The organism is Sphingomonas sp., from assembly GCF_031426035.1.
Classification (GTDB): Bacteria; Pseudomonadota; Alphaproteobacteria; order Sphingomonadales; family Sphingomonadaceae; genus Sphingomicrobium.
Genome location: NZ_JANPKO010000083.1, coordinates 1 through 14,463, shown reverse-complemented (window position 1 = coordinate 14,463; position 14,463 = coordinate 1). Strand labels below are relative to the sequence as shown.

Here is a 14,463-nt window from a genome sequence, read left to right as displayed (position 1 = left end):
CGGGAAGTGGAGCGGCCGGGGAAGCGCGACACCCCTGACGACTAAAGCGGGGCGCAGGCGGCTTCGAGCCAGGCGCGGTCTTCGCCTTGCAGGCTCGGGCCAATCTTCTCCACCACCGCCGCGTGGTACGCGTTGAGCCAGGCTAGCTCCTCCTCGCTGAGCATGTCCTTGACGATCAGGCGGCGCTCGATCGGGGCGAAGGTCAAAGTGTCGAAGCCGAGCATTTCCTTTTCAGCGCCCGCGACCTGCTTCTCGACCACCAGCACGAGGTTCTCGATGCGGATGCCGTAGGCGCCGGTCTTGTAGTAGCCGGGCTCGTTGGAGAGGATCATGCCGGGCGCGAGCGGCTCGTCGCCGCCGGCCTGCGCGCTGCCCGCGGGGGAGATCCGCTGCGGCCCCTCGTGGACCGACAGAAAACTGCCGACGCCGTGGCCGGTGCCGTGGGCGTAATCGAGGCCCGCTTGCCACAGCGGGCGGCGCGCAAAACTGTCGAGCTGGGTGCCGCGGGTGCCCTTGGGGAACAGCGCGGTGGCGACCGCGATGTGGCCTTTAAGAACGCGGGTGAAGCGGTCGCGCATTTCGGCGCTGGGCTCGCCGATGGCGACGGTGCGGGTGATGTCGGTGGTGCCGTCGACATATTGGCCGCCCGAATCGACGAGGTAGAGCGAGCCGGGCTCGAGCTTGCGGTTGGTTTTCTCGGAGGAGCGATAGTGGACGATCGCGCCGTTGGGGCCGGCGCCCGAGATGGTGTCGAACGAGAGGTCCTTGAGCTCGGCATTCTCGCGGCGCAGCGATTCGAGATGGTCGGAGGCGGTCAATTCGTCGAGCGCGCCGCCGGGCGCCTCGGCCTCGACCCATTTGAGGAAGCGGGAGATGGCGGCGCCGTCGCGCGCCTGGGCCGCCTGCTGGCCCGCGATCTCGACCGGATTCTTGATCGCCTTGGCGAGGATCGTCGGGTCGCGCACCGCGATGATCTTGGCGCCGGCCTGGTCGAGCGCCTCGAAGATCGCGGCGACCGCGCGCTCGGGATCGACCGCGACGGTCTTGCCGGTGAGCGCGGCGAGCGCGGACTCGAACTCGGCGCGCTCGTGGAGGCGGACGCCGTTGCCGAGATGCTGGCGGACCTCGGCATCGACCTTTTCGGACGCGACGAACAGGTCGGCGGTGCCGTCGGCGTGGACCAAGGCGAAGGCCAGCGCGACCGGGGTGCGGGCGACGTCCTGGCCGCGCACGTTGAACGCCCAGGCGATCGAATCGAGCGCCGACAGCACCGCCGCGTCGGCGCCCTTGTCGGCCAGCCAGTCGGCGATGTCGGTACGTTTCTCGGCGGCCGACTTGCCGGCATAGCGGTCGGGATGGACGATCAGCCGCGCCGGCGAGGCCGCGGGGCGGTCGCCCCACACCGCGTCGATCGGGTTGCGGGTGACCGCGACCAGCTCGGCGCCGCGGTCCTTGAGCGCCGCGCCCGCCCGCTTGACCCAGTCGCGGCTGTGCAGCCACGGGTCGTAGCCGATCCGGCCGCCCTGCGGCGCATGGTCCTTGAGCCAGGCGGCGATGCTGGTCTCGGGCACCGACTGGTAGCTCCAATGCTCGCCGTCGACCTGGGCGCGCACCTGCAGGGTGTAGCGGCCATCGACGAAGATCGCGGCTTCCTGCGGCAGCACCACCGCGGAGCCGGCCGAGCCTTCGAACCCGGTCAGCCACTGCAGCCGCTGGGCGTAGGTGCCGACATATTCGCTCATATGCTCGTCGGTCAGGGGCACGACGAAGCCGTCGAGGCGATCGGCCTTCAATTGTTCGCGAAGGGCGGCGAGGCGGTCTGCGTAGCTGGACATGGGTGTTTTCTAGGCGCGGGCGCGGCGCGCAACAAGGCTGGGCCTTTTGCGGAGGCGGCGGCGCGATAACGGGTTCTCAACCGGGCCGTCCTAGAAACAGGCGGATGAAGCGTTCGACCGTCCTGATCGCATTGCTGGCCGCCGGTGTCGCCGCGGTGGCGGCGGCGCTCGCCTGGCCCGACGAGTTGAAGCCGACGGCCAGGAAGACCTTCGAGCGCCTCGCCGAGCAGCATATGAAACGGCAGGAATATGAGAAAATGGCGGACGGCCGAAGGTCCGTGGAACTAGCCGGCGAACGGATTTGGAACGAGACCACGGCGACCCCCTGCGCCGGCTTCGGGCACGGCACCGCGCCGCAGGTTTGCATCGAGCATGTGGGTCAGGAAACCGCCCCGATCGGGACGCCGGTGGCCTATCGCGTCCGCTGGCGGAACCTGCCCGCGGGCGCCTACATCCGCGTGTGGTCGCGCAACGCCGCCCCGGCCGGCGAGCGCTGGGCCTATCTGGGTGCGCAGGGGGCGGTTGCTCCGGAAGCGCTCGGGCGCACACCGGCCGGCGACGTGCGGGCGGTGTGGGACGGGCGTAGCGCCTATTGCGCGCCGTCGGACTTGCCGATGATGTGCGACATCGGAGAGGTCGGCCGCTATGTCCTGCGCGCCGCGATCATGACCGGCAGCGATCCGTTCTGGCCGAGCTGGCCGCCGATCAAGCCCGTTCCGGTCGTCCGGATTGCGCGGTCAGAAACGCGGCCGTTCACGCTCGACGGCCTGCCGCAGCCGGTCAGCGTAGAGGGGACCTATCGCGAGCATGCGGCAAGCGCCGCGATCGGACGCCATCAGCGCTGCCCTGCCGAAGGGCGCGCTGGGGACCGACTGGTATGTCCAGCGGCGCATGAATCGCCTGCAGCCATGGGTCGCAAGCGGCCGGAAATATTGTGCGCGGCTCGACCTGGATTTGCCTTTGACCGGCTCGGTCAGCGTCTGCTTCCCGCGCTCGCGCCGCGACGAAAACGGCATTGCGCTGCGCCCCGGGGACATCGTCGCGCACAGCAAGGCGCGCCTTGCCGAGGGCCTGCTCGCCGCCGACGAGGCAGAGGCAAAGGCCACCGCCTACGCAATGGCCATGACCGGCGGCCGCGCGACCTTCGCCACCTATCCGAGCGAAGAGGAGATGGTCCGCTTCCTCCACCCCGATCCCAAGACCTATGACGGCAGCTACCAAGGGCTGCGCGACAAGGCGCGCGATGCCGGCCTGACCGTCGTCGATATCAACCAGCCGACGCCGAGTTTCCGCCTCGAGCGCGATGAAAGCTGGTGGCTGGTCGAGCTCGGCTTGTCGATCCAGACGATCGACGGGCCGCGCGTGCGCGACTGGGGGCGGCTGGCGTTGCGCGTCGATCATGACGGGCACGTCTGCCAGGTCGAGCGAACCGGCGAGCGCGAGGGCAGCGGCCAGGAGATGCGCGAGGTCTATTCGCCGTGCCGGCCGGGAACCCGAAGGCGATTTTAAGCCGGTTCGCGCGAACGGACTCGCCACCTTTACGCTTTCCGTCTCCGAATGCCGCGTTAAGAGCGCTGGCATGGACAGCCCTTCCGACCTGCCGCCCCCGCCCAGCGCCGAACCGCGACCCCACCGCTACCAAGTGCATGGGGAGGCCATTGACGACCCGTGGCACTGGTTGCGCGACCCCGGTTATCCGCAGGTCACCGATAAGGACGTGCTCGCCTACCTGACGGCCGAGAATGCCTATTTCGAAGCGGCGATGAAGCCGCACCAAAAGCTCATCGACGCGCTGTTCGAGGAAATGAAGGGGCGCATCAAGGAGGACGATTCGTCGGTTCCGGTGCGCGACGGCGATTTCCTCTACTGGTGGGCATTCACCGCGGGCGAGCAGTACAAGGCGTGGTTCCGGCGGCCCGTCGCCGGCGGCCCCGACCAATTGCTGTTCGACGAGGCGGCCGAGGCCAAGGGCAAGGACTATTTCCGGTTGGGCGCGATGGAGGTCAGCCCCGACGGGCGGCTGCTCGCGACGCTGGTCGACGACGACGGCTCGGAGCGCTTCGCGCTGCGCGTGCGCGAGATCGCTACCGGCAAGGACATCGAGACCGTCACCGAGGTCGGCATCGGCCAGCCGGTATGGACCAGCGACAGCGCCGGCCTGGTGTTCACCGAGGTCAACGACAACTGGCGCAGCTACCGCGCCCGCTACCACCGGCTCGGCCGCCCGCTGGCCGAGGACGCCACGCTGTACGAAGAGACCACGGACGTCGGTTTCTCGGTCGCCGTCGGCAAGTCGCAGGACCGCAGCCTGATCTTCATCGCGACCGGCGACAACGCGACCAGCGAAGTGCGCTTCGTGCCTGCCGCCGACCCGTCGCAGCCGCTGACCCTAATTTCGCCGCGCCAGGACAAGCGCCAGTATGACGTCGACGCGGCGCACGGCAAATTGTGGATCGTGACCAACGACGACCACGTAAATTTCCGCCTGGCCGAGGCCGATCCGGCCCAGCCGGCGGATTGGAAAACGGCAATCCCCGGCTCCGACCGCGTTTACCTGCGGGGAGTCACGGCATTCCGCGACCATCTCGCGCTGACCACCCGCGTCGACGGGCTCGACCAGCTGATCCTGCGCACCTACGACGGCACGGAGGAGCGCATCCCGTTCGCCGAGGCGAGCTATGCCGCAAGCTTCGCCGGCAACCCCGAGTTCGCGCCGGCCGCCTATCGCCTGGGCTATTCGTCGATGGTCACCCCGACCACGATCTATGACTATCACCCCGCCGACGACCGCCTCGAGCCGCTCAAGGTGCAGGAAATCCCGTCGGGCTACGACCCATCGCAATATGCCACCGAGCGGCTGATGGCGCCGGCGCGCGACGGCAAACAGGTGCCGGTGTCGCTGGTCTACAAGAAGGGTTTTCCCAGGGACGGCAGCGGCAAGGCCTTGCTCTACGGCTACGGCGCCTACGGCTACGCCATCCCGCCGGCGTTCAGCACCAGCCGCATCAGCCTGCTCGACCGCGGCTTTGCTTTCGCTATCGCGCACATCCGCGGCGGCGACGACCTCGGCTACGACTGGTTCCTCCAGGGCAAGCTGGACAAGCGCACCAACACCTTCAACGATTTCGTCGACGCGGCGAAGGGGTTGGTCGCGGCCAACATCACGAGCCCCGGCAAGATCGCCATCCACGGCGGCTCGGCCGGCGGCGAGCTGGTCGGCGCGGCGGTCAACATGACGCCCGAGCTGGGGGGCGCGGCGGTCGCCGACGTGCCGGGCGTCGATGTCCTCAACACCATGCTCGACGACACTGTGCCGCTGACCCCGGGCGAGTGGCCCGAATGGGGCAATCCGATCATCGACAAAGCGGCGTTCGACTACATCCGCAGTTACTCGCCGTACGACCAGGTCAAGGCCCAGGCCTATCCGCCGATGCTGATCACCGGCGGGCTCAACGACCCGCGGGTGACCTATTGGGAGCCGGCCAAATGGGCCGCCAAGCTGCGCGCGACCAAGACCGACGACAACCTGCTTTTGCTCAAGATCAACATGGGCGCGGGGCATGGCGGCAAGTCGGGCCGGTGGGACAGTTTGAAGGAAGTCGCCGAGGCTTACGGGTTCATCCTCGCGCAGATGGGCGGAGCGGGGCACGAGACGTCGCGATGATCGCCCGGGTGCTGAGTGTCCTGCTCTGCCTGGTCGCCGCGCCTGCCGCGGCGGCGTCCTCCGCGCCGGCCGCGACCGTCGAGGTGGTGCGCGACGGCGACCGCTGGACCGCCGACTACCAGCTCCATGCGCGGGCCCCGGTATGGGCGTTCGCCAAGTCGATCCTGCCGCGCGAAACGCCACGATCGTGGCGGCTGGACAGCGTTCGCGTGCTGACTCCGGGGGTCACGCTGCAGCGGCTCGGGCACCATGACGCTTTGGTCGCCCGCCGCGGGGTTTTGCCGCCGCGGGTGCGGCTCGAGTTCACCCCGTACACGCTCGACATCGAGGCCGGCTACGATGCGGCGATCGGCTTCAGCGACGGCTCGGTCGCACTTTATGCCGACGGCTTCAAGCTGGTGCCGATGGCCTCAGCCGCCGCCACCCGCGCCGCCGGCAAGGACGAGTCGGCGCTGCCCACGATCGCCCGCCCGACGCGCACCATCTTCGTCGACCGCGCCGGGCCGGTGCTGGCGCGCGGCACGCGGCAGGCGCGCGCTCAAATGGACCATGGCGAGGCCTATGTCCTGTTCGGCACGGCCCGGCCGAGCATCGGGGCGGCGATGACGACCATCTTCGACCCCGCGCTGCCGCCGTGGATCAGCGCCTATTTCAATCGCGAGATGCCGCGCATCCTGGCCGATTACCGCGCCCGCCTCGGCCCCTCCCCGGTCGGCCAGCCGACGCTGATGGTGGCGTGGGCCGGGGCGACGCCGGGCAAGGTCAGCCTCGGCGGGAGCGTGCTTCCGGGGCTGGTGGTGATGACCCTCGAGGGCCAGGGCCTGGCCACGCGCAACGACAAAGCGGCGCACCATGCGCGCTGGTTCGTCGCGCACGAGGCGGCGCATTTTTGGCTCGGACAGGCGGTCGCCTACGACGGCCCGGCCGACAGCTGGATCACCGAGGGCGGCGCCGACCTGCTCGCGTTCCGCGCCACCGCCGCCGGCGACCCGACCTTCGATGTCACGGCGCGGCTCGCCGAAGCGCGCGCCGAATGCCTGCCGTTCCTCGCCCGCGGGGGAATCGCCGGGGCCTATCTGCGCGAGGGCGACCACCGCGCCTACTACGCCTGCGGGGCGATCATCGCGCTCGCCGCGGAGCAGGCCAGCGGGGGCGACTTCGGCGCGTTCGTGCGGACCCTCATCGCGCGCAATCCGGATGGCATCGTCACCCGCGATGAATGGCTCGCCTTGCTCGAGCAACGCGCGCCGGGGCGCGGCCTGGCGGCGGCCATCGCAAACTTGCTCGACCGCAGACAGCCCGACCCCGCCGCGGCGCTCGACGCGTTCATCGCGCGCGCCGGGATCGGCCACGCAATCGCCGTCAAAGCTGCTACACCGGCGCGATGACCCGCCCGACCTTCGAGATGGCGTTCACCGCCGCGCCCGAGCACATCGACGAGCTCGGCCATGTCAACAATGCGGTGTGGGTGCAGTGGATCCAGGCGGTCGCGGTGGCGCATTGGGAGGCGGTCGCCGACCCCGTGCACAAGGACGCTTTTTTCTGGGTGATCGTGCGCCACGAGATCGACTATTTGCGCGCTGCTTTGGTCGGCGACCGGGTGGTCGGCAAGACCTGGGTGGGGGAAGCGCCGGAGGGGGCAAAGTTCGACCGCCACATGGAGTTCACCGGCAACGACGGCCGCGTGTGCGTCCGCGCGCGAACCTTCTGGGCGATCATCGACAAGGCCTCGGGCCGCCCGATCCGCGTCCCCGCGGAGGTGGTGGCGCCGTTCCTCGGGGCGGAGTAAGCACGGCGCCATGACCCGGCCGCTGCTGCACGATTATTACCGCTCCTCGGCCGCCTACCGCGTGCGCATCGCGCTCAATTTGAAGGGCGTCGAGTACGACCGCCACAGCGTCAATTTGGCCGAAGGCGCGCAGAAATCGGCTGAGTATCGCGCCTTGAACGCGCACGGGCTGGTGCCGATGCTCGAGATCGACGGGCTCAAGCTGACCCAGAGCCTGTCGATCATCATGTACCTCGCCAGCCGCTTCCCCGATCCGCCGTTGCTGCCCGAAGACCCCGGCGATGCCGCGCATGTGCGGGGCATGGCGCTGAGCATCGCGTGCGACATCCACCCGCTCAATAATTTGCGGGTGCTCAAATATCTCAAGGGGGAGCTGGGCCACGACCAGGATGCGGTCGATGCCTGGTACCGGCACTGGATCGAGGCGGGGCTGGCGCCGCTCGAGGCGGTCGCGGCCCCGCGCGCGGGCGCCTTCCTGTTCGGCGACGCGCCGACCATCGCCGACATTTGCCTGGTGCCGCAGCTTTACAATGCGCGGCGGTTCGATGTGCCGCTCGAGGCTTACCCGACCTTGCTCCGCGCCGACACCAACGCCTCCGAGATGGATGCCTTTGCCGCGGCGCATCCCGACCGCCAGGAGATCCCCGCATGAACCGCGCCGAGAATATGAACCGCGGCATGGCCGGCGCCGCGCCGATCACCGAGCTCGACATCCCGAGCTTGGAAGGAAAAGTCAGCGCCGAGGAATGGGCGATCCGCGTCGATCTCGCCGCCGCCTACCGGCTGGTCGCGCATTACGGCTGGGACGACCTGATTTTCACGCATTTGTCGGCGCGCATCCCGGGGCCCGAGCATCACTTCCTGCTCAACCCGTACAATCTGATGTTCGAGGAGGTCACCGCCTCGTCGCTGGTCAAGGTCGACACCGCGGGCAATGCGGTCGACCCGACCCCGTTCATCACCAACCCGGCCGGTTTCACCATCCATTCCGCGGTGCACATGGCGCGCGAGGACGCGCAGGCGGTGATGCATCTGCACACCCCGCACGGCCAGGCGGTGTCGGCGCATGGCGAGGGGCTGCTGCCGCTGACGCAGACCGCGATGCTGGTGCGCGGCGACCTCGCGTTCCACGATTATGAGGGGGTCGCGGTCGACTTGTCCGAGCGCGAGCGGATCGTCGCCGACCTCGGCGACAAGAACGCCATGCTGCTCAGGAACCACGGCACGCTCGCGGTGGGCAAGACCGTCGGCGAATGCTTCGTCCGGCTCTATTTCCTCGAGCGCGCGTGCCAGGCGCAGATCTACGCGCTGTCGGCCGGCGACAATGTCAACAACCCGCCGCAGGGCTCGCCCGAGCTAGCGGCCGAACAGGGCACGGTAGGCATCGCGCTGGCGGCCAATTTGCTCGCCTGGCCCGCGCTCAAGCGCAAGATGATGCGGGTCGACCCGGGGTTTGCGAGCTAGGCGACATCGGCAGTTGGAGCTGCTCAAGCGATTGTCGCTAACCCATTATTCGGGTAATGGAATTGCTCCACTTCGAGGGCTGTTCGATGACCAGGTATCTCCCGACCTTCCTGCTTGTGGGCTTCCTCGCCGGTGTGGCGCAGCCGAGCAACGCTGCCCCCAACGATGCTGCCAAGAAAGATGAGGCGGCCGCCAAACAGGATCAGAAAATGTGCGAGGACATTATTCCCGTGGGCAGCCGTCTTGCCGTCAAGCGGGTGTGCGCCTCCCGCCAGGAATGGCAGACAAAGCGGCGCGCCGTCCGGGAAGATGTCGACAAGGCGCAGCAACAGCGCGGCCTGTTGGGCCAGTGACCGCGGGCTGACCGGAGCACCGGCGCTCGGCATCGAAAAATGGTCGGGGAGAGAGGATTCGAACCTCCGGCCCCTGCCTCCCGAAGACAGTGCTCTACCAGGCTGAGCTACTCCCCGACCGACCACCGGGCGTACGCCGCGGGGGTCAAGGCGCGGGCTTCCTAGCCGCGACCCTGGCGATGCGCAAGGGAAGCGGCCGCCGCTAGCGGCCGAGCGTGGTCAGCCAGTCCTCGACGCGGACCATTTTCTCGCGCGGGGAGCCGGTGCGCGCGGCGCCTTCCTCTGCCGCCTCGATCTTGCGCCAGTCGGCAAAATTGGTCGGGGTTACGCCGCGGGCCTCGAGCAGGCGCCTGAGCCCCTCCCCGCCGCCGCGACCTCCATCGCTGCCGGGGGGCATCGCAACCGCGACCTGCTCGGCGACTTCGTAGCCGTCGGGGCGGTTGGTGCCGATGGTGCCGGTCGGACCGCGCCGCGCCCAGCCGACCGCGTAGAGGCGCTCGGCGATGCGGCCATGGTCGTTGAGGAATTTGCCGCCGCGCTCGTCGTACGGCACGCCGGCGATCGGCGGGGTCGAGTAGCCGATGCTGCTGATGGCCAGCGTCGCGGGGACCTCATAGGTCTCGCCGGTACCGCGCGCGCCGCCTTGCTCGTCGAGCTCGGTGCGCTCGACGATCACCCGCTCGGCGCGCCCGTCGCCTTCGATCGCCACCGGCCGGGCGAAGAAATCGAACACCATCGCCTTGGATTTGTTGGCGCGGATGTCGGCGAACTCGCGCAGGATCGTGACCGACTTGCGCTGGCCCGGCTCGAGCGCGTCGTCGGCGTCGCGCGGAGGGAAGTCGGCGAGCTCGACCAGCGGGACCGCCGCTTCGAGATGGCCAAGCTCGCCCAATTCCTTGGGGGTCATCGCGATCTGGTGCGGGCCGCGTCGGCCAAGCACGGTGATGGTGCGGATGGCAGCGTTGCCGAGCGCGTGGAAGGCGTGGCCGACGATGTCCGAGCCGGCGAACTCGGCGGGGGTCTTGGCGAGGATGCGCGCGCAATCGAGCGCGACATTGCCGTTGCCGATGACCGCGGCGTGGGTGCCGCCGAGCGGCGGGTCGAGATCGGCGAAATCGGGGTGGCCGTTGTACCAGCCGACGAACGCGGCCGAGCCGATCACGCCGGGCAGATCCTCGCCGGGGATGCCGAGCTTGCGGTCGTTGGGCGCGCCGGTGGCGAGGATCACCGCGTCATACTGCTCAAGCAATTCGTCGACCGCGACGTCGCTGCCGAGCGAGACATTGCCGATGAAGCCGACCGTCTCGCCTTCCGCCACCTTGTCGTAGCGCTTGGCGACGGCTTTGAGCGACTGGTGGTCGGGGGCGACGCCGAAGCGGATCAGGCCGTAGGGCACCGGATAGCGGTCGAGGATGTCGATGCGCGCGTGCTCGCCATACGCCTTGGCCAGCGCCTCGGCGGTGTAGAACCCCGCCGGCCCCGACCCGACCACCGCGAAATGCCGCATGCTGCCCCCGATTAGCGTCGGCGCGATGCTAAAGGCTTTGACCGGTCGCGCAACCCAACCGTCATTGCATCACGCGAAGGCCGGCAATCCAGCAAGTAGTTCCACGAAGGCACGAAGGAACGACGGAAAGGCACGAAGAGATATTCTGGCGAACTCCCTTCGCGGCTTCCTGCTCCTCCGTGCCTTCGTGTGAAACCTGGATTGCCGCGCGGCTTCCCCGCTCGCAATGGCCCAGTCGGGCTAGCGCTTGCTTTTGTCCTCGAGCAGCAGGTCGCGGCCTTTTTTGTTGAGCATCGCCTCGATCGGCGCGGCGAACAGCGAGAGCATGCCGGGGAGCAGGACGCGGACGCGGACCTTGGCCTCCTCGACCCCGATATTGGCCTCGACGTTCTGCCCCATCGCGCCGATGGTCAGGGTCAATTCGTCGCCGTCCCAACGCGACTGCACGTCGGCCGCGCCGCCCGGGATGTGGTTCTTCAAGCTGCCGATATTGCCGGCGATCCGCCGCCGCGCTTCCTCGCGCCCGAGCTTGTGCGGCAGGTCGACTTCTATGGGACGCGTCATTAGCCGACAGTGGGCGGCCATTCGCCGCTTTTCAAGGCGCACGAGGCGTTCATCGCTTCTCAAGCTCGGCGACTCCATTATGCTGCGACCATGCGTTGGCTTGCCGCTCTCTCGATCGCCGCTGCGTCGGCCGCCCCGGCGCAAATGCCGGGCACGACCGCGCCTGCGTGGCAGCCCGCCGCCTTCTACGTCACCGTCGGCCAGGACGAGCCGGGCTACCGCAACTGGTACATGGCCTCGCCGCGGCATTCCTATGCGGTGACGCGCTTCAACCATTATCTGGTCACCTGGGGCGTCGGCGGGATCGTCCCGACCTGGCAGTTGCTGCGCACCGCTTCGTCGTGGCAGCGCTGCGGCGCGCAGCCGTATGAGGTGCCGCCGGTTAGCGAATGGCCCAACGTGGTGCAGACGCTGCGCTATATCCGCGACTATGTGGTCCCCGCGGTCGGGCCGGTCGAGCCGGTCTCGGCCTATCGCAACCCGGTGCTCAATTTCTGCGCGGGCGGTGCGCCGGAAAGCGCGCACAAGCATTATTCGGCGATCGACCTGGTGCCGCTGCGCCCGATCACCCGCCCCGATCTGATCCGGACGTTGTGCCGCGCCCACGGCCGCCGCGGGCTCGATTACGGGGTGGGGCTCGGCTTCTATGCCTACCTGCGCTTCCACGTCGACACCACCAAGTACCGCCGGTGGGGCGCCGATTCGGGCTCGAGCAGCTGCCCGCCGATCATCCGCAGCGAGGATGTCGCGAGCGTCTACCAGGCGCCGCAACCGCAAGTCGTCCCGGCCGGACCGACCGTCGCGCCGGCGCCGGCACAGCCTGCCGCCGCGCAGCCGGCGGTGGTCGACCCGCTGGCCCCCACCACGACGCCGCCGCCACCGCCGCAGTAAGCATCACAAACCTCTTGTGTTGCCTAAGCGCAACACCATATGCCGGGCACCGCAGAGGGGTGTTCGATGGACTTGGAAAAACTGACCGACCGCGCGCGCGGCTTCCTGCAGGCGGCGCAGACCATCGCGGTGCGCGAGCATCATCAGCGCATCGCGCCGGGACATTTGCTCAAAGCGCTGCTCGACGACGAGCAGGGCATGGCGGCGGGGCTGATCGGGGCGGCGGGCGGCGACGCGAAGATGGCGCAGCGCGAGGCCGACGCGCTGGTCGCCAAGCAGCCCGCGGTGACCGGCAGCGGCGCGACATCGGCGCCGGGAATCGACGGCGACACCATGCGCCTGCTCAACCAGGCCGAGCAGGTCGCCAGGAAGGCCGGCGACACCTACGTCACGGTCGAGCGAATGCTGCTGGCGATGGCGCTGGCCAAGTCGAGCGACGTCGGCGCCGCGCTGGCCAAGGCCGGGGTCACCGCGCAGGCGCTCAACGCCGCGATCGAGCAATTACGCGGCGGCCGCGCCGCCGACACGCAGGGCGCCGAGGACCGCTACGACGCCCTCAAGAAATACTCGCGCGACCTGACCCAGGCCGCGCGCGACGGCAAGCTCGACCCGGTGATCGGCCGCGACGAGGAAATCCGCCGCACCATCCAGGTGCTCGCCCGGCGGACCAAGAACAATCCGGTGCTGATCGGCGAGCCCGGAGTCGGCAAGACCGCGATCGCCGAAGGGCTCGCGCTGCGCATCGCCAACGGCGACGTGCCCGACGGGATCAAGGACCGTCGCTTGCTCAGTCTCGACATGGGCTCACTGATCGCGGGGGCAAAATATCGCGGCGAATTCGAGGAACGGCTCAAGGGCGTGCTCGACGAGGTCAAGCAGGCGGCGGGCGAGATCATCCTGTTCATCGACGAGATGCACACGCTGGTGGGCGCGGGGAAAAGCGAAGGCGCGATGGACGCCTCGAACCTGCTCAAGCCGGCGCTCGCGCGCGGCGAATTGCACTGCATCGGCGCGACCACGCTCGATGAGTATCGCAAGCATGTCGAGAAGGACGCGGCGCTCGAGCGGCGCTTCCAGCCGGTGTTCATCGGTGAGCCGACGGTGCCCGACACCATCTCGATTTTGCGCGGATTGAAGGAGAAGTACGAGCTCCACCACGGGGTGCGCATCACCGATGCCGCGATCGTAGCGGCGGCGACGCTGAGCAACCGCTACATCGCCGACCGTTTCCTGCCGGACAAGGCGATCGACCTGATGGACGAGGCCGCCAGCCGCATCCGCATGGAGGTCGAATCGAAGCCGGAGGAGATCGAGAGTCTCGACCGGCGGATCATCCAATTGAAGATCGAGCGCGAGGCGCTCAAGAAGGAGAGCGACAAGGCCTCGCAGGACCGCCTCGGCAAGCTCCAGGAGGAACACGCCAATCTCGAGCAGCAATCGGCCGAGCTGACCGGGCGGTGGCAGGCAGAAAAGGACAAGATCGCCGGCGAGGCGAAGATCAAGGAGCAGCTCGACGCGGCGCGGATCGAGCTCGACCAGGCGCAGCGGTCGGGCGATTTGGCCAAGGCCGGCGAGCTCCAGTACGGGCGCATCCCCGAGCTCGAGAAGCAATTGTCCGACGCGTCGCAGCAGACCAAGGGCGCGATGCTGCGCGAGGAGGTCACCGCGCAGGACATCGCCGGGGTGGTCGCGCGCTGGACCGGGAGTCCGGTCGAGCGGATGATGGAGGGCGAGCGCGAGAAATTGCTCCACATGGAAGAGGCGATCGGCCGCCGCGTGATCGGCCAGGCCGAGGCGGTCAAAGCGGTGGCGACCGCGGTCCGCCGCGCCCGCGCCGGGCTGCAGGACCCCAACCGGCCGCTCGGCAGCTTCCTGTTCCTGGGGCCGACCGGGGTGGGCAAGACCGAGCTGACCAAGGCGCTCGCCGAATTCCTGTTCGACGATGCCGCGGCGATGGTCCGCATCGACATGTCCGAATATATGGAAAAGCATGCAGTGGCGCGGCTGATCGGGGCGCCCCCGGGCTATGTCGGCTATGAGGAAGGCGGGGTGCTGACCGAAGCGGTGCGACGGCGGCCGTACCAGGTGGTGCTGTTCGACGAGGTCGAGAAAGCGCACGGCGACGTGTTCAACATCCTGCTCCAGGTGCTCGACGACGGGCGGCTCACCGACGGCCAGGGGCGCACGGTCGATTTCACCAATACCATTATCATCCTGACCTCGAACCTCGGGTCGCAGTATCTGGCGACGGTCGGTGACGATGAGGAAGTCTCAAAAGTCGAGGCGCAGGTGATGGAGGTGGTGCGCGGGCATTTCCGGCCGGAATTCCTCAACCGGCTAGACGAGATCATCCTGTTCCACCGCCTGTCGGCGAGCCACATGGGGCCGATCGTCGA

The 14,463-nt window shown here is 68.5% G+C and carries 12 protein-coding genes and 1 tRNA gene; 9 read left to right on the top strand and 4 right to left on the bottom strand.

Annotation, left to right across the window (positions count from 1 at the left end; all coding sequences use genetic code 11):
- Positions 1 to 41: 41 nt before the first annotated feature.
- Positions 42 to 1,835: an aminopeptidase P family protein gene (locus tag RMP08_RS05690; protein ID WP_310468026.1), complete on the bottom strand. Its 1,794-nt coding sequence runs from the start codon at positions 1,833 to 1,835 to the stop codon at positions 42 to 44.
- Positions 1,836 to 2,642: 807 nt separating this feature from the next.
- On the opposite strand from RMP08_RS05690, the gene RMP08_RS05685 reads away from it, so the two are divergent.
- The 7 genes from RMP08_RS05685 (at position 2,643) to RMP08_RS05655 (ending at position 9,105) form a co-directional block, all read left to right on the top strand.
- Positions 2,643 to 3,344 (top strand): hypothetical protein, encoded by a 702-nt coding sequence (locus RMP08_RS05685; protein ID WP_310468025.1) that lies wholly within the window; start codon positions 2,643 to 2,645, stop codon positions 3,342 to 3,344.
- Between the two features lie 70 nt (positions 3,345 to 3,414).
- Entirely contained in the window at positions 3,415 to 5,499 is a 2,085-nt protein-coding gene (locus tag RMP08_RS05680) for a S9 family peptidase (protein WP_310468024.1), read from the top strand.
- Positions 5,496 to 6,887 carry a hypothetical protein gene (locus RMP08_RS05675; RefSeq protein WP_310468023.1) on the top strand — a complete coding sequence of 464 codons (1,392 nt, stop codon included), beginning with the start codon at positions 5,496 to 5,498 and terminating at the stop codon, positions 6,885 to 6,887. Before RMP08_RS05680 ends, RMP08_RS05675 begins: the two co-directional genes overlap by 4 nt.
- The gene (locus tag RMP08_RS05670; RefSeq protein ID WP_310468022.1) at positions 6,884 to 7,288 is read left to right on the top strand and encodes a thioesterase family protein; all 405 of its coding nucleotides are present in this window, start codon (positions 6,884 to 6,886) and stop codon (positions 7,286 to 7,288) included. Before RMP08_RS05675 ends, RMP08_RS05670 begins: the two co-directional genes overlap by 4 nt.
- Positions 7,289 to 7,298: 10 nt before the next feature.
- Positions 7,299 to 7,940 (top strand): maleylacetoacetate isomerase, encoded by a 642-nt coding sequence (maiA, locus tag RMP08_RS05665; protein ID WP_310468021.1) that lies wholly within the window; start codon positions 7,299 to 7,301, stop codon positions 7,938 to 7,940.
- Between the two features lie 26 nt (positions 7,941 to 7,966).
- Positions 7,967 to 8,752, top strand: coding sequence for a class II aldolase/adducin family protein (locus RMP08_RS05660; RefSeq protein ID WP_310468027.1), 786 nt, complete (start codon positions 7,967 to 7,969; stop codon positions 8,750 to 8,752).
- A gap of 86 nt (positions 8,753 to 8,838) precedes the next feature.
- A complete protein-coding gene (locus tag RMP08_RS05655) occupies positions 8,839 to 9,105 on the top strand; it encodes a hypothetical protein (RefSeq protein WP_310468020.1) in 267 nt (88 codons plus the stop codon).
- A 40-nt stretch (positions 9,106 to 9,145) separates the two neighbouring features.
- Here RMP08_RS05655 and RMP08_RS05650 read toward each other — a convergent pair.
- From RMP08_RS05650 to RMP08_RS05640, 3 genes are all read right to left on the bottom strand, one after another.
- Positions 9,146 to 9,222: transfer RNA gene (locus RMP08_RS05650), tRNA-Pro, on the bottom strand.
- Between the two features lie 85 nt (positions 9,223 to 9,307).
- On the bottom strand, positions 9,308 to 10,612 hold the full coding sequence (locus tag RMP08_RS05645; protein WP_310468019.1) for an FAD-dependent oxidoreductase: 1,305 nt from the start codon (positions 10,610 to 10,612) through the stop codon (positions 9,308 to 9,310).
- Positions 10,613 to 10,852: 240 nt separating this feature from the next.
- Positions 10,853 to 11,176 carry a polyhydroxyalkanoic acid system family protein gene (locus RMP08_RS05640; RefSeq protein WP_310468018.1) on the bottom strand — a complete coding sequence of 108 codons (324 nt, stop codon included), beginning with the start codon at positions 11,174 to 11,176 and terminating at the stop codon, positions 10,853 to 10,855.
- Positions 11,177 to 11,320: 144 nt separating this feature from the next.
- On the opposite strand from RMP08_RS05640, the gene RMP08_RS05635 reads away from it, so the two are divergent.
- Together RMP08_RS05635 and clpB are read left to right on the top strand one after the other, a co-directional pair.
- Complete coding sequence (locus RMP08_RS05635) at positions 11,321 to 12,067, top strand: D-Ala-D-Ala carboxypeptidase family metallohydrolase (protein WP_310468017.1); 747 nt, start codon at positions 11,321 to 11,323, stop codon at positions 12,065 to 12,067.
- Between the two features lie 66 nt (positions 12,068 to 12,133).
- Positions 12,134 to 14,463 (top strand): ATP-dependent chaperone ClpB (gene clpB, locus RMP08_RS05630; RefSeq protein ID WP_310468016.1); only part of this gene is annotated, 2,330 nt, incomplete at its 3' end.